The sequence below is a fragment of the Dictyobacter formicarum genome, from assembly GCF_016587435.1.
Genome location: NZ_BNJJ01000014.1, coordinates 67,447 through 86,144 on the forward strand (window position 1 = coordinate 67,447; position 18,698 = coordinate 86,144).

At 50.8% G+C, this 18,698-nt stretch carries 20 protein-coding genes; 14 read left to right on the top strand and 6 right to left on the bottom strand.

From position 1 onward, the window contains the following. Nucleotides 1–76 precede the first annotated feature (76 nt). The 3 genes from JMI88_RS23475 to JMI88_RS23485 all read right to left on the bottom strand — a co-directional run bounded on the left by JMI88_RS23475 (nt 77) and on the right by JMI88_RS23485 (nt 2,485). Entirely contained in the window at nt 77–1,225 is a 1,149-nt protein-coding gene (locus JMI88_RS23475) for a WD40 repeat domain-containing protein (protein WP_201364400.1), read from the bottom strand. Between the two features lie 52 nt (nt 1,226–1,277). After that, nucleotides 1,278–1,820: a PadR family transcriptional regulator gene (locus tag JMI88_RS23480; protein ID WP_201364401.1), complete on the bottom strand. Its 543-nt coding sequence runs from the start codon at nt 1,818–1,820 to the stop codon at nt 1,278–1,280. Between the two features lie 239 nt (nt 1,821–2,059). After that, nucleotides 2,060–2,485 (bottom strand): TIGR03667 family PPOX class F420-dependent oxidoreductase, encoded by a 426-nt coding sequence (locus JMI88_RS23485; protein WP_201364402.1) that lies wholly within the window; start codon nt 2,483–2,485, stop codon nt 2,060–2,062. Between the two features lie 165 nt (nt 2,486–2,650). On the opposite strand from JMI88_RS23485, the gene JMI88_RS23490 reads away from it, so the two are divergent. Continuing rightward, entirely contained in the window at nt 2,651–3,538 is an 888-nt protein-coding gene (locus tag JMI88_RS23490) for a DMT family transporter (RefSeq protein ID WP_201364403.1), read from the top strand. Between the two features lie 200 nt (nt 3,539–3,738). Then, complete coding sequence (locus JMI88_RS23495) at nt 3,739–5,088, top strand: replication-associated recombination protein A (protein ID WP_373323966.1); 1,350 nt, start codon at nt 3,739–3,741, stop codon at nt 5,086–5,088. A 324-nt stretch (nt 5,089–5,412) separates the two neighbouring features. Here JMI88_RS23495 and JMI88_RS23500 read toward each other — a convergent pair whose 3' ends face one another. Continuing rightward, nucleotides 5,413–5,925, bottom strand: a complete 513-nt coding sequence (locus JMI88_RS23500) for a chromate transporter (RefSeq protein WP_201364405.1) — start codon at nt 5,923–5,925, stop codon at nt 5,413–5,415. Nucleotide 5,926: 1 nt separating this feature from the next. Then, nucleotides 5,927–6,532 (bottom strand): chromate transporter, encoded by a 606-nt coding sequence (locus JMI88_RS23505; RefSeq protein WP_201364406.1) that lies wholly within the window; start codon nt 6,530–6,532, stop codon nt 5,927–5,929. A 136-nt stretch (nt 6,533–6,668) separates the two neighbouring features. On the opposite strand from JMI88_RS23505, the gene JMI88_RS23510 reads away from it, so the two are divergent. The 4 genes from JMI88_RS23510 (at nt 6,669) to JMI88_RS23525 (ending at nt 11,442) form a co-directional block, all read left to right on the top strand. Beyond that, on the top strand, nt 6,669–7,136 hold the full coding sequence (locus JMI88_RS23510) for a hypothetical protein (RefSeq protein WP_201364407.1): 468 nt from the start codon (nt 6,669–6,671) through the stop codon (nt 7,134–7,136). 10 nt (nt 7,137–7,146) lie between these two features. Beyond that, nucleotides 7,147–8,907 carry a DNA polymerase/3'-5' exonuclease PolX gene (gene polX, locus JMI88_RS23515; protein WP_201364408.1) on the top strand — a complete coding sequence of 587 codons (1,761 nt, stop codon included), beginning with the start codon at nt 7,147–7,149 and terminating at the stop codon, nt 8,905–8,907. A gap of 324 nt (nt 8,908–9,231) precedes the next feature. Next, nucleotides 9,232–9,876, top strand: a complete 645-nt coding sequence (locus JMI88_RS23520; RefSeq protein WP_201364409.1) for a 50S ribosomal protein L25 — start codon at nt 9,232–9,234, stop codon at nt 9,874–9,876. A gap of 246 nt (nt 9,877–10,122) precedes the next feature. Beyond that, the gene (locus tag JMI88_RS23525) at nt 10,123–11,442 is read left to right on the top strand and encodes a glycosyltransferase (protein ID WP_201364410.1); all 1,320 of its coding nucleotides are present in this window, start codon (nt 10,123–10,125) and stop codon (nt 11,440–11,442) included. Nucleotides 11,443–11,496: 54 nt separating this feature from the next. On the opposite strand, the gene JMI88_RS23530 is transcribed toward JMI88_RS23525, so the two are convergent. Beyond that, nucleotides 11,497–11,805 carry a hypothetical protein gene (locus JMI88_RS23530; RefSeq protein WP_201364411.1) on the bottom strand — a complete coding sequence of 103 codons (309 nt, stop codon included), beginning with the start codon at nt 11,803–11,805 and terminating at the stop codon, nt 11,497–11,499. A 366-nt stretch (nt 11,806–12,171) separates the two neighbouring features. Between JMI88_RS23530 and JMI88_RS23535 the strand changes: the two genes are divergently transcribed. The 8 genes from JMI88_RS23535 to JMI88_RS23570 all read left to right on the top strand — a co-directional run bounded on the left by JMI88_RS23535 (nt 12,172) and on the right by JMI88_RS23570 (nt 18,586). After that, nucleotides 12,172–12,540, top strand: a complete 369-nt coding sequence (locus JMI88_RS23535; protein ID WP_201364412.1) for a hypothetical protein — start codon at nt 12,172–12,174, stop codon at nt 12,538–12,540. Between the two features lie 258 nt (nt 12,541–12,798). After that, on the top strand, nt 12,799–13,746 hold the full coding sequence (locus tag JMI88_RS23540; RefSeq protein ID WP_201364413.1) for a phosphate ABC transporter substrate-binding protein: 948 nt from the start codon (nt 12,799–12,801) through the stop codon (nt 13,744–13,746). Between the two features lie 147 nt (nt 13,747–13,893). Next, nucleotides 13,894–14,853, top strand: a complete 960-nt coding sequence (pstC, locus tag JMI88_RS23545) for a phosphate ABC transporter permease subunit PstC (protein WP_201364414.1) — start codon at nt 13,894–13,896, stop codon at nt 14,851–14,853. Further along, entirely contained in the window at nt 14,850–15,785 is a 936-nt protein-coding gene (gene pstA / locus JMI88_RS23550; protein WP_201364415.1) for a phosphate ABC transporter permease PstA, read from the top strand. The genes pstC and pstA overlap by 4 nt, the downstream gene beginning before the upstream one ends. A gap of 77 nt (nt 15,786–15,862) precedes the next feature. After that, on the top strand, nt 15,863–16,087 hold the full coding sequence (locus JMI88_RS23555; protein WP_201364416.1) for a hypothetical protein: 225 nt from the start codon (nt 15,863–15,865) through the stop codon (nt 16,085–16,087). Nucleotides 16,088–16,249: 162 nt separating this feature from the next. After that, nucleotides 16,250–17,041 carry a phosphate ABC transporter ATP-binding protein PstB gene (pstB, locus tag JMI88_RS23560; protein WP_201364550.1) on the top strand — a complete coding sequence of 264 codons (792 nt, stop codon included), beginning with the start codon at nt 16,250–16,252 and terminating at the stop codon, nt 17,039–17,041. Nucleotides 17,042–17,062: 21 nt separating this feature from the next. After that, entirely contained in the window at nt 17,063–17,809 is a 747-nt protein-coding gene (locus JMI88_RS23565; protein ID WP_201364417.1) for a response regulator, read from the top strand. A gap of 36 nt (nt 17,810–17,845) precedes the next feature. Further along, nucleotides 17,846–18,586 (top strand): winged helix-turn-helix domain-containing protein, encoded by a 741-nt coding sequence (locus JMI88_RS23570; RefSeq protein ID WP_201364418.1) that lies wholly within the window; start codon nt 17,846–17,848, stop codon nt 18,584–18,586. Nucleotides 18,587–18,698 lie beyond the last annotated feature (112 nt).

Here is an 18,698-nt window from a genome sequence, read left to right on the forward strand (position 1 = left end):
AACTGTGAGCTGGAAAACGGCGCTGCTTTTTTTACTGCAAAGATTTGATGGAGTATGTTTGTCTGTGCCGGAGCTGCTAACTGGTTACACCCCAGAGGCGAACTGTCGCATCGTCGCCACCAGTCGCGATGATGGTGCCTGAAGATGACCAGCCCCCAGTATACACGCCTGAGTTATGTCCCTGGATGGACACCAGCTCGTGTCCACTTTTCACCTCCCAGAGCTGGATCAGGCCCTCGCCACGTGCAGTGGTCAGTAGTGTGCTGTCAGGCGACCACATAACCGGATAAGCCCAGCTGGCCTCGGTATGGCCGGTCAGGACCTGGATATTTTTGCCCTGCTGGTCCCAGATCTGCACAGTTCCGGCATCATTAGATGTGGCCACAAGCTGTCCATTGGGCGAGTAAGCCACGCCATTGGGCTGGTCCTGGGGTGGTAGCTGTTTGACGATTTTTCCGCTTTGAGCATCCCACACAAATGTATAGGTATCATAGCGGTTCGAGATAATGTGGCGTCCATTTGGCGACCAGGCAATTCCCCAGACGGCGTAAGGATAGCGTCCAGCTGAGTTTGCGCGCTGAGCAGGACCTTCCCAGAGGCCAGAATTCTTGCCAGTTGCTGTATCCCATATCAGGATCGCCCCATCGGCATTTCCTGCTACCAGCTGATGGGTAGTAGGCGACCAGGCCACGCTCATCAGTTCTGCTCGGGGATGTGCCGAAGTTGTCTGCCAGCTGAGCACCATGCGCGTGCGCCAGTTTGACGTATTCAAGATCTGAACCACTCCTTTATCACCGACCGCCGCCAGTGATGAGCCATCGGGCGACCAGGACATCCCATTGATGCTGCCAGCCACCCCTTGCAACGTTGTAACCTGCTTCATGGTGGTGCCATGCCAGATCTGAAGCTGCTCACTCGGTGCCACAGCCAGCAGCTGACCATCGGGCGACCAGCACAGGCCGCGTACCTTGTCCCGCAGGTTATCCAGTATCCCTATCTGTTTGAGATGGCTGGCGTTGGTAGCAGTGATGGGTTTAAGTGCGGGCCGAGCCGTAGGCGTCGCGGGTATGCTGGTGGACGCGAAAGGTTGACAGGCGGCTGCCAGCATACCTGTCGCCGTCAGAGCACAAAAGCGACGCCTGGAAAACAACGTGGATGCGATGTGCGCCCTCTCGCTGGATTGTGCATAGTAGGAAACATCTTGGTAGGAAACATCTTGCTTCATGGCACAAAAGAACCTCCCTGTACTTGTATAAATATAAAAAGAGCCGATAACGTTACGCTTCTTGTTCTGGCGCCTGGCGTGCGTGGCGCTCAAACTGCTCCACCATCCAGCGACACCAGGTAATCGAGGCCTGTTCAGAGTAGACGCCGGCATGAAGTGTGGCATAATTGCCAAACTCTGGCAGGGTAACGCTTATCTCAGTTCCATGTTCGTGCTCAATGCGTGCCAGAATCTGCTGGTATTCGGTCAGACGCGCTACGTGATACTCTTCCTGTTGCCGAAATAACTGGATGGCTTTGGTTTGGTCTGCCAACCAGATAGCATAGGCTTTTAGCACAAGCTCATCATGCGGAGGAGATGGCTCTATAGGTGTGGTTACCCAATCGCGCAACGCGGCGCGCCCGCTCTCGGTCAAGCTGAAGAGCTTCTTGGTGGGGCGTGTAGCCTGTTCGATTGACTGATGTGTGATTAACCCCGCCTCCTCCAGGCGTGCCAGCTCGCTATAGATGTGGCTGGTATTCGCGGACCAGAAGAAACCAATCGGTCGCTTGAGGCGTTGGGACAGATCATAGCCAGAAGCAGCCTGGCGAGCCACCAGCGCCAGTAAGGCATATCCAAGAGCAGTTATAATATGTACCCTCCAATATTGTATTATTCCAATATTGGAATAATACAATATTTTGAATTTAGGCGAAAATTATAAAATAAAGCAATAAGAAGCATGACCCGTAGGTGCGTTTTCGAATGGAAAGCAAGCAAGCGCCCGCAAGGGGCGCACCTACGGGTCGTGTTTTTGTTTCTTTTGATGGCTTGCCTTGTTTCTACGTTACATGATTAATCGTTCCAGCTGATGAATTTTGTTGGCGTGACACTGATGAGCTGTGAATACTCTTTGCTCATGTTCTCAAATGTCCAGCCCATGGATTTCATCTGCTCGGCATACTTGTTTGCATAGGCCTGGAGCGTGGCCTCATCGAGCTGTTGCTGCTCCAATCTGGCCTCACCCTCAATGATGACGATATCGCCGCCATCATCACGTGTGTCCAGTGCCAGGGTGACATAAGGATTGCGCTGGATGTTGCGAACCTTTTGCTTACCTGGCTGGCTGAAAATAAAGACCTGTGTGCCATTCCATAAGAACCAGACGGGAGCCGTGTGTGGGCGCCCGTTGGCTTTAACACTATTTAGCCAGATCATCAGTTCCTGCCGTAGCCGTTGATCAACATGCGCATCTTTAGGTTGCTTGAGGTCAAGTACCATCGCTTTTACCTTCCTTCTTTTGTTTTGGTATAGTCAGCTTTATTATTCATGGTTCTATCAGCTTATATATTATGTAAGCATGAGAACAATATTTTGTGACACTATGTTCCATCTTTAATGATTTTCCCCTTTCTAAGCACAGCTATAAATGATAGAATATTATCTATGGGGATTTTTTATGGAATTAGTGCAGCTATTTTCTGGGGGCTCGGCGATTTCTGCGCGCGCTATGCAACGCACCGTATTGGCACCTATCGAACACTTTGCTATTTGCAGTTTATTGGTATCTTTGGATTAACTGTTTATTTGCTTTTGACTGGTGAGCTCCAACATGTGTTTGCGCATGCCAGTTGGCAACCCTGGCTATGGGCCTTGCTGGCTGCTCTGCTTAATATTGCCAGTTCGCTGGCCCTCTATCGCGCGTTCCAGGTAGGAACGCTGTCTCTGATCTCACCTATTGCCGCCAGCTACGCCGTTGTAACTGTGATACTGGCTTTTTTGAGTGGTGAGGTGTTGACGGGCTTACAAAATCTAGCTATCGTGCTGGTTTTGTTTGGAGTGATTGCATGTTCAACGCCCTCGACTGCGACTGGTGGAAAAAAGAGATACCTGCTGACCTTGCCCTGGCGTGGCGCTTCCAGTCGAGGTATTTTCCTGGCGCTGCTGGCTTCGTTGGGATATGGGTTGACCTTCTGGCTGCTGGGCTTTCTGGTTACGCCTGGCCTGGGAAATATCACACCTGTCTGGTTTATTCGAATTGTGACACCATTTGTGCTTCTGGTGTGTTCGCCATTATTGAAGCAACCTTTAACGTTCCCACGCGGCAACATCTGGCTACTTCTGCTGGGCGCGGGCTTTTTTGATACGCTGGCTTATATCGCGTATACCAGCGGCATGCAGCCTGGCCAGGTCTCGCTGGTCACGATGCTATCTTCCCTCTACAGCGCGGTCACGGTCTTATTGGCCTGGCTTTTCCTGCGTGAACGTCTGCGGCTCACCCAATGGCTGGGTATTCTCGTTATCTTTGCCGGTATCGTCCTGGTCAACCTTTAATTACTTCTATTTTTGTGTCTATCTCCACTTATTTCTCTCATGTGTCGCCTGGGTTTTGCTGGCTTGCCAGAAAGCAGCAAACATGTGATACTGTTATGAGCAAAACGTCTATGTTTGAAATTGCATGAAAAGCGAAAAATATGGTATTTCAAGGATCTCTCTTCGATTCAGGTGATAAAGCGTCTCCCAACAAAAAAAATATGGCGGCCCCATCTGATAGTGGAAGTCCGGCGCCCGGCGAGCCATTGGCGGCCCGCATGCGTCCGCGCACATTGGGTGAGGTAGTGGGTCAGGAGCACCTGCTGGGCCCGGGTAAGTTGTTGCGCCGCATCATTGAGAACGATAAAGTCTCTTCAATGATTTTATGGGGGCCGCCGGGAAGTGGTAAGACGACCCTGGCCGAGGTAATTGCCCATCAGACTCATGCCCTCTTTGTTCGTTTGAACGCCGTTTCAGCGGGCGTGGCAGATCTGCGCAAAATCGCTGAAGAGGCGAAGAAACAGCGCTTTATGGGTCAGCGCACCATTATGTTTATTGATGAGATCCATCGCTTCAATAAGTCGCAGCAGGATGCTATTTTGCCGCACGTCGAACGTGGTGTGGTGACCTTGATTGGCGCGACGACCGAGAATCCTAGCTTTGAGGTGAATTCTGCTTTATTGTCCCGCTCGCGCGTCTTTGTGCTGCGCGCCCTGACCGAGGATCAAGTTGTTGCTATTCTACGGGGGGCGTTGGCCGATAAGGAGCGGGGCCTGGGGAACTGGCTTGTGTCGGTCGATAAGACGGTGTTGCGCCAGGTGGCGATTTTTGCCAGTGGCGATGCGCGAACGGCTCTCAATGTGCTTGAGCTGGCGGTGGTGGGCACGGGCAAGCCGGTGGTTGAGGGCGAGCCGGTTGAGATCACCACTGAAATGATCGAGGATGCTATGCAGCATCGCGCTTTGCAATATGATAAAGGTGGAGATCAGCATTATGATATGATTTCTGCCTTGCATAAGGCTGTGCGCGGCTCCGATCCCGATGGCAGTCTGTACTGGCTGATACGTATGTTAGAAGCGGGCGAAGATCCGTTATATATCGCGCGCCGCATGGTGCGCATGGCGGCTGAAGATATTGGCCTGGCCGATCCGCAGGCCCTGTCTATCTGTGTGGCGGCCCAGCAAGGGGTACATTTTGTGGGCATGCCTGAAGCCGGTGTTATTCTGGCCGAGGCGATCGTCTACCTGGCCGCCGCTCCCAAGAGCAATGCCGTCTATAATGCCTATAATCAGATTCGAGCCGAAATTATGGGTGGTCACAACGATCCCGTGCCGCTGTGGATTCGCAATGCTCCAACTGGCTTGATGAAACAGCTTGGCTATGGCAAAGAGTATAAATATGCCCACGACTACTACAAAGATATGGACATTGAAGATCCTGAACGGCCTCCCTCCGGTAGATTGCAGGAGTATCTGCCGGAAAGCCTGGTTGGGCGTCGCTTTTACGAACCGGGTAAGCAGGGCAAAGAGAATAGCATTCGTAAATGGCTGGAAAAAAAGAACACACAATAGGTTCGGGGCTTGCCCCCGATTACCGCCCGCCCGTAGGTTCGGGCCTTGCGCCCGATTGGCGGCCTTGTGTTATGATCATGCCCCCGGCATGCTCGTTCGTCGTTCGGCCGCTTGTGGCATGACATGGTGCCCAAAAGCGAAGGTTCCTTTTGGGCATCGCGTGAGCCGAGGTGATGGGCAAGAAGGGACCTCAACGCTGGGATACGGGGCCCCACAAACGGTGGGGCAAGCGCCCGCGAGGGGCGCAAGCTACGACATTGTGTTCCTAAATGAAATGTATTTGATCCTTGAGCCAGGACTCAAGGGATGATTGATGGTTGTTCGTTAGTGATAGATCAGGTAGCCAGCACCGGCCGCCAGTAACAGGATCAGAAAAATATTGACGCGCCGGCTGTAGATAAGGCCAAAGGCGATGACGCAGATCAACCAGCTGCGCCAGTCGGTCCCCGAACTACTACTGATGGTCCAGAAGACGGTGAGAAAGGTTCCTACCACGGCCAGTGAGATGCCGCGCATCAGGCCGGGTACCCAGCGTTGGTGTTCGATGCGACCATAAATGTTGGCGACGACCAGCACGAAAAACGGTGGAATAGTAATTGCTACCAGGGCCAGAAAAGCTCCCAGGAAGCCATAGGTCAGGTAGCCCAGACAGATGACCCACAAGCCATTGGGCCCTGGACTGATTTGTCCGATAGAGAGGGATTCGCCGAAGTCGGTTTCGACCGCCCAGCGGTTGGCGGTGAGATCCTGGTGCAGGCTGGGCAAGTTGCTAAAGCCACCGGATGAGAAGATGGTGGCCTTGAGAAAAATAAGAAAATAACTGATTGGATCTATCAATTTAGCGTTCCTCAACTTTCTTTTTGAATAGGGGACGCGTAAAGCAGAGTACGCCCAGCAATGCGGTGCTGGAGAGCACGATAAAGACCGGGACTTTGATGATGATTGCCAGCGTACAGAGCGCAATTAAAGTCACGCTGAGGATGAGATTGAGAGGGCCTTCCTTATAGGCACGTAGTAATTGAGGTTGGGCAAAGTTAATGCCTACCAGTAGCATGATGCCCGCGGTAGCTGGCACCACCCCCTGTAAAATAGCCTGTACCAGGTGTATGTGTTCAACCTGTTTAAAGCCAGCGGCGAGCAGACAGGTGATAGTTGCGCTCGGAAAGAGTAAGCCCAATAACGAGACAAAAATACCAGCATTTCCACCTAGCTTCTTCCCAATTAGAATAGTTAAAGCAACGAGGTTAATTCCTGGGGCAAACAAACATAAGTTCCAGTAGTGTGTATATTCGTCTATGGTCATCCACTGGCGCTTCTCAATAAACTCGCGTTGAATCAAGAGATTGGTGGTCGCTCCACCGCCAAACGATTGCAGTCCAATACTGGTCCAGATGAAAAATAAGCGCCAGAGGCCTGGTCGCAGATCTTTTTGTATTTTTTGCATTTTTTGAAAACCTTTGCTAATGAGGAAGAACATCGATGTAGCTGTTCTTTTATTGTAAAACATTTCAATCCCGGCCTGCGGTTGGGATTGAATGAAGCCATATGGCTTGAGCGGCCCAATGTTATAGAATAAGAGTATGCGAAACGAATTATTGGCCTGGTTTGCTCGTGAGGGCTTACTACTGACGAACGTGCTCTCGCCGGAGCAAGATCCCGAACACGATGAAATAAAAATAGCGGTACGCGCACCGCTAGTCGCCCTGAGTCGCTCCAATGATGACTTTCGGGAATGTCCCGATCCGGTGCTCTTTGGTTATCCAGAGTCGTCGCTAGAGATGATGACTCTGGATGATATGAATGAATTTGTGTTGAGCTGGTTTGAGCGGGCCGTTGCAGCGGGCATGGCGCGTTGCTTTGTCTGTAATCAGGTGCTCGATATGGGTGAGGAAAAACCATGGGATGCAGTTTTTGTTTCCCATGATATGCATTGCTGGCTGCTGACCCACTTTGATTGTAAGCGCTATTTGAGTCGTGACTTAAAGGGACGGCATCCATTCGAAGTGTCGACCCACTCACCAGAGTTTTTTGATTTGCGTCTCACCTGAGAGGTTTTTTATGGATAAAAATCAAGTTGCCAGTTTGCTGGAAGATATCGCGGTGCTGCTGGCCTTAAAAGAAGGTAGCAGTGTGTTTGAGATCCGTGCTTATGAGAATGCTGCTCGGGCGGTTGGATCGTTGGAAGGCAATCTCGAGCAGCTGATCAAGGATGGCAAGCTCAAAGGCACGCCCGGTCTGGGCTCAACTATGATCAAGCGTATTGAGGAAGCGGTGGAGACAGACCATATCGCGTTCTATGATGAATTGGTGGCGAATACTCCCCAGATCAAACTGGATATGCGGCGCATCCCGGGCGTGGGACCCAAACGCGTCAACACAATTTATCAGCAGTTGAATGTTAATAGCCTGGCGGAGCTGGAGCAGGCCTGCAAAGATGATCGCGTGGCGCGCATCCCGGGCTTTGGAAAGAAGACGCAGGAGAAGATTCTGCAGGGCCTCTCCTTCTTGAGCCAGCATGCCGACCGTTATTTATATGATGTGGCGGAGGTGGAGGCGGAAAGGATTCGCGAGGCCCTGGCTGCGCAACCCGGCGTAGTGCGCCTGCAGATCGCGGGCAGTCTGCGTCGCCGGCGTGAGACGGTCAAAGATATCGATATGGTCTTGAGCGTCGATGATCAGGCGGACAGCAAGGTGCGGCAGGCGATTATGGATTTCTTCACCAGTCAGCCTTCGGTAAAGGCTATCACTGGTAAAGGTGAAACCAAATCCAGCGTCATTCTCAGTAGTGGCATCGCCATGGACCTGCGACTGGTTGGAGATAGCCAGTTTCCCTATACCCTGCATCATTTCACCGGCTCGCGCGAACACCATATTCCCTTGCGCCGCCGTGCCTTGAGCATGAGCATGACCATCAATGACTATGGCCTGTTTAAGGTTGAGGATGGTGAGGAAACTCTGATCTCCTGTAAGGATGAAACCGATATCTACCATGCGTTGCAGATGGATTATGTGGAGCCCGAGTTGCGTGAGGATATGGGGGAGATTGAGGCGGCGGCGCGCCACTCTCTGCCCAAACTGGCACAAGATAGTGACCTGCGCGGTGTGCTGCACGCACACTCAACCTGGAGCGATGGACAGAATAGTATCCGCGACATGGCCGAGGCCTGTATTGCCCGTGGCTATAGCTATCTGGGCATGAGTGATCATAGTCGCGCCGCTACCTATGCCGGTGGCTTGAGTCCTGACGACTTAAAGCGCCAGGGAGAAGAGATCGATAAGCTTAATGAAGAATATGCTGGCCGCTTCCATATTTTGAAAGGCACCGAGTGCGATATCCTGCGTGACGGCTCACTGGATTTTCCCGACGATGTTCTGGCTAGCCTGGACTTTGTAGTCGCCTCTATCCACAGCAATTTCAACCTCTCACAAGAAGAACAGACCCAGCGCATGTTGCGCGCCATCGCTAATCCTTATGTCGATATCATTGGCCATGCCACTGGCCGCATTCTGCTCGGTCGTCCTGGTTATCCTATCGACCTGGACCAGGTGATCGAGGCGGCGGCGCAGCATGGTACCTGTATTGAGATCAATGCTCATCCTTCACGCCTGGACCTGGATTGGCGCTATGTACGGAAGGCGCGGGACAAGGGCATCAAGATTCCAGTCAATCCAGACGCCCATGCACTTGCAGGTATTGATGTTATGCGATATGGTATAGGGATAGCCCGCAAGGGATGGTTGCGTCCTGAAGATGTACTCAATACGTTTGATTTTGAAGCGTTAATGGCCTTCTTTCACGTAAGAAGAAGTAAGAAGTAGTTCCCCAGAAATTGTGTCGATAGATGATACTATCATCCCTAAAAATAAGGGTGATAGTAAGAGCCTGGGAAAGCTGCTTAAATTCTGACCTGGTCCTGGAAAGTGTCTGAAAACCACACGGTACGCGCCTTCGGCGCTTAAAATGTTTGTATTGGTTGGTGCGAATGTGCGCACAGCGCACATTCGCACCAACCAATACAAAAGGCACATACGTGCATGTGCCCGCCCGAAAGGGGCGCTCTACATCCCATGTGATGAGCTTCAGACACATTCTACAGGGGCCGGACTTGAATATATCAAAACGGAAAGAGGAAGAAGTTAATTATGGCAGAACTAACTGTCTTAGAAGTTCAACCACGAACAGTAATGAAAAAGGCAACCAGGCGCTTACGCCGCGCGGGTATTCTTCCTGCTAATATCTATGGGCATAAGCAAGAGCCAATGCCAATTCAACTTGATGCTGTGATCTTCGACCGTCTACGCCGTCATCATGCTGTGCGCAATATTATTAGTTTGCGCTTGCCAGATGCTCCTGAGCAGACGGCCCTGATCCGCCATGTCCAGCATGCTCCTACTGGTGAAGTGCTACATGTGGATTTCACCCGTGTTAGCCTGCGCGAGCGCCTTGAGGTAAAGGTGCCAATGCACTTTGTTGGTGTTGCTCCTGGTGTCAAAATCCAGGGTGGTATGCTGCTCCATCTGCTTGATGCTCTGGCAGTAGAGTGTACTGCCCTGGCTATCGTAGAGAGCCTGGATGTAGACATTGCCTCTCTGACCGATATCGATTCGACCTTGCACGCTAAAGATGTCAAATTGCCGAACGGCTATAAACTGGTTACTGATCCTGATGAGCCCATTGTGAAGGTATCAGCACCACGTGTTGAGGTACCTGAGGTCGTACCGGCTGCTGAGGTTGCTGAAGAGGTTCCTGCTGCAGCTCCTGCCGAAACCGAGGAAGCCGCGGAATAACGATACTGATCCACGTAACAAAAACAGGCGACCAGCTCTGGTCGCCTGTTTTTGTTACGTGGATAGACTTGAGGCTCTGGCTCATTTGGTGGATTTTTTTATTTCTGCTAGAGATTGTGATATGCTAAGAGACGGGCCATCTCATCCCGATGGCCCTGGTAATGAAACACGCTCTATTCATAATAATAGATATCTATAAATATAACTATGTGTAGTAGCGTTCCTTGTGGGAAGTGAGCGGTAGATATGCGTATCATGATTGTGACTGATCAATATCCTCCAATGGTGGGAGGTGTTCCAACTGTGACTCACGGTCTGGCGACAGATTTCGCGAATCGAGGCCACCAGGTATGGGTGGTGGCTCCAAGCTATGGAGCACGCGATGTGCGCAGAATGGAACAAAAGGTACGCGTCTATCGTTTCTCGTCGTTTGAATGGCCTACCTACAAAGATTTGCGTATTCCATTTTTACCATTTGTGCCTGTGCGCAATCTAATCAAGCGTTGTGATCCGGATATTATTCATATCCACTCTCCGATTGTGCTGGGCAATATCGCCCAACTCCTGGCTGGTGGGCTGCGTAAGCCAGTTATTACTACCAATCACTATCTACCCATTAATATGAGCCGCTCGCTCAGTGCCGACCCTTTTCTTGGTAAGCATTTCAGCAATATTACCTATTCTTACCTGATCAATTTCTGTAATCGTTGTGAATATGTGACTGCGCCGACGGCAACGGCCCTGAACCTGCTCTATAAGCATGGCCTGCGGGCTCCGGCGGCCGCTATTTCCAATGGGATAGATCTGCAGAAGTATCAGCCGGGCGAGCCTGAACCTGAGATTTTGCAGCAATTTGGTTTGCCCACTGATAAACCTTTGATCCTGCATGTCAATCGTCTGAGTGAAGAGAAGCGTGTCAATGTCTTATTGGACGCGGTGGCTAGAATGAAGACAGACGCCCATGTAGGGCTGGTCAGTTCGGGGCCAGCCGAGGCCGAGTTGCGCGCTCAAGTGGAGCAGCTGCGCATTGGCGACCGCGTAAGCTTCCTGGGATTTGTCCGTGACGCGGACCTGCTGGCGTTACGACGTACGGCGTCATTATTTGTGATTCCTTCGGAAGCCGATCTGCAAAGTCTGGCGACGATGGAGGCAATGGCCTGCGGCTTGCCGGTGATTGCTGCCAACTCCTATGCGCTACCAGAGCTGGTACGCCACGAGGTTAACGGTTTCTTGTTTACGCCTGGAAATAGTGATGAGATGGCTGCGCAGATTGATACACTGCTGGGCAATGCTGAGTTGCGAGCAAAGATGGGCCAGCAGAGCTTACGAATTATTTCTACCCATGACCGTGTCAAAGTGCTGGATATCTGGGAAGACCTCTATCGTCGCCTCTCGATTGAATTTAAAGAACAGAAAATGCTACGCCAGCATATGCGTACCGCCCACAAATATCCAGGCTATATGGCTGATGAGGTCAAGAATGTGAAGCGCCCGCATATCCGCCGTACTGGAGATCTGGGCCTGGATCAAACTACCTCCCCGCGTCGCAAGCGCAAACAGAAATAACCGGGCAGTATAGTTGCGCGGTGATGAATATGTTATCTACCTGGGCCTTTGAGTTTATCTGCTTTTATTGGTGTTGCCCCAGCGGCGATGGAGCAGTCTGGCGACGTGTCGTTCAATATCCCAGCGTGTTTGAATACTTTGATAGCGTATCCAGGCAATACATATGGTGTACCAGGAATCTGACTCCCTATAAGGGAGTATGCTTTTGCCCGTTGTCCCTGGATATGTTGTGCGCACAGGTATGGCCGTCAGTGTCTGTTGTTGAAAGAAGCCTCTGGTGGGTAGCAATGCTATTTTAGCGCCAAGCCTGTGGATGAACGATGAAGTTGTACCGGTTGTTTCCTGTTTGGGCGATTCGTACATTCTGTTTCTCTGGCTCCCTGGGCAGAAATATGTAGCTCGCTAACCGGGCACAGTTGCCCACTGCACAAATGAAGCTATCCTTTTGCCTTGTCCTTTTGCCTTGTAGTATACTGCCTTTCTCTATATTTGTCCAGTTGCCCGTATGTGTGATGGCATTTGAGAACCTATCATTTGTTGTTTCATTGACAGAACAACAAATGATGCATTATACTACTATGTGAGATTTATGGGCATAGCAAAGCGTTTTTGTGTGCCTTATTTTTACATATGCAGATATATGGAATGTGTGGTGAGGGCCGCATCAGCTAGCGGGTGCAGGGGCCTTCAGGTTGCCTGGGTGGAAGTCCGGGGAAAGGGGATAGTGTTATGTTGTCTGAAGATGATGTGAAACCCGTACCAATGTCAACATCTGAAGCTGGTCGTAAGGGAGGTAGTACGGTACGCGATAAATATGGCGAAGATTATTATCGCCGTATCGGGAAAAAAGGAGGCACCACGCTGAAAGCGAAACGTGGCAGTGAGTATTACCGTGAGATCGCCCAGAAGGGCGGGCAAGCCAACGTCAGTAAGTATGGAGTAGAGCACTTTGCGGCCATGGGTCGGAAGGGCGGAAATATGACGAAGGCACGCCAGGACTCCGATTTTTACCGCCGTATTGGAAAATTAGGCAGCGCCGCCCGGCGCCAGCAGAAAAGTGCAGGCACACAGCCCTCGAAAAAAACACCAGCTGATTAGCCCCGTTTTTTGCCATAACTGACACCATTAACAATCCCTTTTACTTCTTTCACCTTATTGTGTGGATGAGTAAAAGGGATTGTTAATGTTAAATTGATGAATTTTAACAGTAAATTAACATATCCATAAAGCATAGTTAATTCAGCAATGCTAATTTATGAATGCGACAACACGATAAAGAAATTCTAATACTAGAATTTTGAATTTTTTCTGCGCAAATAATTTCATGACTCGTTATTAGGAGAGTTAGGAGCGTTTATGTTAACTAAGTGGCGCATTGCAATTATTCTGACCGCTTTGGCAATGCTGAGTGTTCTGGTGACCGCATGTGGTGCTTCAACAGGTGGCACACCAAGTGCTGATAACACGCCAACTGCGACCAAAAGTGGCACAACCAGCAAGATCAATTGTGTTTCTGGCACGTTGGGTACCGGTGGTTCGACCGCTCTGGGACCCCTGGTTCAGGCTGCTGCGAAAAGCTACCAGAGTCAGTGCTCTGGTGCGAACATCACAACTCAGTTGACAGGTAGTGGCGCTGGCCTGAAAGGTGTCCATGAGGGTGGCCTGCAGGTTGGTAACTCTGACAATTTTGTCAGCCTGAAGAAAAATCCAGAATACTCTGACCTGACCGATAACCAGGTTGCTGTTGTTATCTTCTCTGTCATCATCAATAAAGATGTTACCGGTGTTACTAACCTGACCTCTGAGCAGCTCAAAGGCATCTTCACTGGTAAAATTACCAACTGGAAACAAGTTGGTGGCCCTGACCTGCAGATCGCTGTTATCAGCCGCCCTTCGGGTTCCGGTACCCGCAACACCTTCAGCAAATATGTCCTTGGTGGTATGGATGAGAGCGTTTCTGGCGCCAACCACAGCACCGCTAAAACCTCTGGCGACGTTGCTGCCAACGTGCAGAGCAAGAGCGGCTCGATCTCCTACGACACCATCGATTTCGCTAAAAAGAACAATCTGACCACCGTCAAAATTGACGGTCAGGAGCCTACCCAGGACAACGTAAAGACCAACGCTTACAAGTTCTGGAACATCGAGCACATGTACACCAAAGGTGCTGCTAGCGGCCTGGCAAAATCCTTCATCGATTATGTTAAAAGTGCCGATGCTGCCTCCCTGCGCCAGCAGTACGGTTTCATGGAGATCAGTGCTCTGTCATCTGATGCCCTGGCTGCTAAAACTCCCAAAGCCTAAGTTCACACTCAGGTAGCGGAAGTTACTTACGCAACATACATACACATTGTATTCCTGGGATAGCCTGCTAAGGGCTGTTCCAGGATATATACACGATAATAGAAAATCTTAAATAAGAGTGTTCCCTCAGGTAAGGAGTAGTGCATTGTGGCGGCTAATAGTGTGAATGCTCAGGTTTCGCAAGATACCCGTAGCGCACGAACCCGGCGTAGTCGTTTTAGCGACAAGGTTGCCAATAGTGTTTTCCTGATTTGTGCCATTCTCGTGGTAGCCATTATTTTTGGCGTTTTTATTTTTCTGGGCTTCAATGGTTTGAAGATGTTCCAGGATCCAGCGGCGAAGAACTTTTTCACCAGCACTAATTGGGATCCCGGAGCGGACTCTCCCAGTTATGGGGCGCTTGGTTTCATTCTGGGTTCGGTGGTTACGACTCTGCTCGCAACTATTATTGTGACACCACTATCTTTTGCCACGGCTCTCTATCTGACTGAGATGGCGCCTAAATGGGTGAATGCTTTATTGCGCCCCCTGATCGAGATCTTTACCGGTATGCCATCAGTAATTATTGGTTTTCTGGGTCTGATCGTGCTGGTGCCCTGGTTGACAAAGGTTGCGGCACCGATCGCACCGAGCGCAGCCAATGCCGGTGTAGGTTGGGGCGCAGCCACTTTGATTCTGGTGGTAATGGTTCTGCCGACCGTTGTGAGTGTCTCAATGGATGCGTTGACCGCGGTGCCTGAAAGTGTGCGCGAGGCCAGCCTGGCCCTGGGCTCGACCCGCTGGCAGACGATGAAAAGCGCCATACTCCCAGCCGCTTCAGCTGGCCTGGCCACGGCGGTTGTGCTGGGTATGACCCGCGCGATTGGTGAGGCGCTGGCGGTTGGTATGGTCTTACAGGGCGATACGCATTTGCCGAATGGGCCGTTCTCACTGGGGTGGTTCTTTCAGCCAAATATTAACATCACTAATGCCATTTTGAACTACTTTTCTGAGGCCTCTGGCACAGAGCGCAATGGTTACCTTATGCTGGGCTTTGTCCTTTTAATCATTTCGTTCTTGTTTATCTGCTTGAGCCGCTACATTGCCAGTAGGAGTGTGTATAAATGAGTGCTCAGCAACAAATTTCGCCGGCTTTCGCTGATCAGGAGCAGCAGCAACGTGTAGCTGCGTTGCGACGTCTGGTGCGTCGACTTCACCTTAATAATAGCATTGCCAGCACCGTGTTGGCCCTGATTACGGCATTGTCGGCACTCCTGTTTATCGCCATCATTGTTAAACTGCTCATCGATGGTGTTCCCTATCTGATCAATCCAGATTTCTATGGTACAGATGGTACCGGCGTCGTTGGCCCACAGATCTTTAATACCATTTACCTACTGGTTTTTTCAGAGATCATTCTGGTTCCCATTGCTCTCTCCGCCGCTATCTATCTGGTGGAATATGCGCGCCAGGGACCCCTGGTGACGGTCATCCATTTTGCTGCTGAGACGCTGGCTGGCGTTCCTTCGCTGGTTCTTGGTCTATTCGGCTACCTGGTCTTTTCCAGTGTACTGGGATTTGGCCTGAGCCGCCTGTCTGGTACGTTGACTTTGCTCTGCCTCAATTTTCCCGTGGCGTTGCGTCTATTTGAGGATGCGCTGGTATCGGTCTCACGCGAGCAGCGCGAGGGTGGCCTGGCTCTGGGCTCCACCAAGTGGCATATGATCCGCACTGTAGTCTTGCCTGCAGCCCTGCCAGGTATTATCACCGGTATAGTGCTGTCGTCCGGAAAAGTCATTGCTGAGGCGGCTGCGCTCATCTTTACCATGGGGTCCTCGAATCCCTCAAATGTGTACACACTGAATCCTATGATCAGTACCGATAATCTGACGATCCATATCTGGTTTCTCAAGACTGTTGGCGCGGGTACCATTCCAGAACATGTGGCCAATGCGGTCTCGGCTGGATCAGCGGCCCTGCTCATTATCATTCTATTAGTGATTAATCTTGGCTCGCGCTTCCTGGGTCGTTTTATCCAGCGCCGGGTCATGGCTGCATAAGTATCATAACTTTTAATGAATCTGACGAGCATTCATCCAGAATGTGATGCAAACATACGAGAAGCGAGGATCAGCTAATGATCAATATTTCAGCAAATAACCTGGCTGAAAACATGACTCTTCCTGAAGGCGCGAATATCTATTCACGCAAGGTTGCACGAAGTGGTCATATCTCTTACGAGGGACGACCTTACTTCATTAGCAAGGCATTGGCAGGACGCTATATTCGTTTGATTGTTGTAGATGATCGCCTGATTGTGGATGCCGCCATTCCATTACATAAAGAGTACCTGTTGGCCTAGTTGGCAGGACCGCTTTATTGTGCTCAATGATTATGAGGAGAAGTGATGGAGAATCAACGCCAGGATCGGACTCGGGTAGTTGAAGGAAACTATCAAGTTCGACCTCTAGAACGAATGGAGTCCAGGGAGAATATGCCTCTAGTTTCTGAAGCTGCTCGACATATGGGCGAGTTCGATCCAACTAAGACCTTGAACACGTCGGCTGGTACAAAAGTTGATGTGCGGCATACCAATTTCTTTTACGGTTCCAAGCAAGCTTTGTATGATGTCTCACTGCCGCTGCGTGAGCGCCAGGTAACGGCCCTGATCGGTCCTTCTGGCTGTGGTAAGTCCACCTTTTTACGTACCCTTAATCGCATGAATGATCTGATCCCCAATACACGCATTGAGGGCGAGGCCCTGTTCGACAATTTCAACATTTATGACAAGAAGACCGATGTTGTCCTGTTACGCCAGCGTATTGGGATGGTGTTCCAGCGCCCCAATCCATTCCCCAAGTCCATTTTTGAGAATGTGGCTTATGGTTTGAAGGTGCAGGGCAAATCACAGAAGTTTATTCAGGAGCGAGTTGAGACGAGCCTGCGCGGAGCCGCCCTGTGGGATGAAGTGAAAGATCGTCTGAACACTTCGGCGCTGGGCCTTTCCGGCGGTCAGCAGCAGCGTTTGTGTATCGCGCGTGCCCTGGCTGTAGAGCCCGAGGTTCTGCTGATGGATGAGCCTTGTTCGGCCCTGGACCCTATTGCTACGTTAAAGATTGAGGAACTGATTACCGATCTGGTCAAAGATTATACGATTGTAATTGTGACGCACAATATGCAGCAAGCGGCTCGCGTCTCTCACTTTACCGGCTTTTTCTTGAGCGGTAAATTGATCGAGGTGGCACCGACTGCCAATTTATTTGAGCGTCCTCGACAGAAAGAAACGGAAGATTATATCAGTGGACGTTTCGGCTAAGAGACCAGGCAGGAGGCGGTTGTGGTACGTAAAATACTTGTAGTGGATGATGAAGCCGTCTTGATTGAAGCCATTGCATATAATTTGGAACAATCTGGTTACCAGGTTGTCACGGCCATGGATGGCATGAGCGCCCTGGAGATGGCCCGTAAAGAGCATCCAGATCTTATTGTGCTTGATATCATGCTTCCAGGCATGGATGGCCTGGAAGTATGCCGTCAGTTGAGGCGCGAAGATCGTACCGCCGCTGTTCCCATCATCATGTTGACCGCTAAGGGTGAGGAGATCGATAAAGTGGTGGGGTTGGAAGTGGGGGCGGACGATTATGTTACGAAGCCTTTTGGACGCCGCGAATTACTTGCTCGTGTCCGGGCTCTGTTGCGTCGGGTAGACTATCCTGTGGTGCAGGAAGAGCGCACCACTCCACAAGACGCTGCGACAGATAATGGTGGTATCATCCCACCGCGTAGCGAACTGGTGGCCGGACCCTTGCGTATCGATCAGGCCGGACGACGCGTCAATTGCCGTGGACAGGATTTAGATCTCCAGCCCAAGCAATTTGACCTGCTTACCTACCTGGTGCGTAACCGTGGTACTGTCTTGACCCGTGACCAACTGCTACATAATGTCTGGGGCTACGATTATGCTGGCGATACTCGTACTGTTGATGTACACGTACGCTGGCTGCGTGAAAAGCTCGAAGAAGATCCGGCCAGTCCTAAACTTATCCAGACCGTGCGCGGTGTTGGTTACGTTTTCCGCTCATGACATTCTCCAGAACACTTTATCGCAAGGAATCCAGCGATGCCACGAACTATTCTGGTTGTAGTAAAAGATAAAAATCTGCGTCAGTACATCACAACAAAATTACAAGAAGAGGCCTATATTGTCCAGGCGTTAGAGCAGAGCTGCATGGTTGTTGATCTCGCTTCCCGGCTTGAACCTTCACTGGTTATCTTCGATGTAGCAGTATGCTATGCTGACCAATTTGCGACCTGTCAAAATTTGCGGGCCGAGCGCGCAACGGCCTCAATTGCTCAACTATTACTGGTGCACAGTACGATTGAGATTACGCGGATAGAGCGTTCTTCGATCCAGATAGATGATTATGTTGTGCAGCCAATCTGGTGGCAAGAGTTGCTGGCCTGTGTCCGTACGCTGGCGCGCAGCGGCAAGCGCTGGAGCCAGCACAAAAACTCTGTTCGGCCAGGTATGCGCCGCAAAATTGCCTACTCTGCGGGTGAGCAGATCTCGGTCAATGGACTTTTTATCGATATCGATCGACACCAGGTGATATATAATAATCGCTGTATCGAGCTTCACCAGCCGATTCTTTTTGACCTTCTGCTCTATCTGGTACGTCATCAAGGGGTGGTGCTATCGCGTGAACGGCTGCTCCAGCAGGTATGGGGATATGAGCAGGCGGAGGGATCGCGCACAGTTGATGTGCATATGCGTTGGCTGCGACAAAAGCTAGAAGAAGATCCTGCGCATCCGCGTCTGCTCCAAACCGTGCGTGGAGTAGGCTATTGCTTCAAACCCTGAAGATATGCGTTGTGGAACAAATTGGGTGCAAGGCCCGAACCTATTTTTTGACGCGGAGATATACGTTGTGGAACAAATCGGGCGCAAGGCCCGAACCTATGGGGAAGGGTAT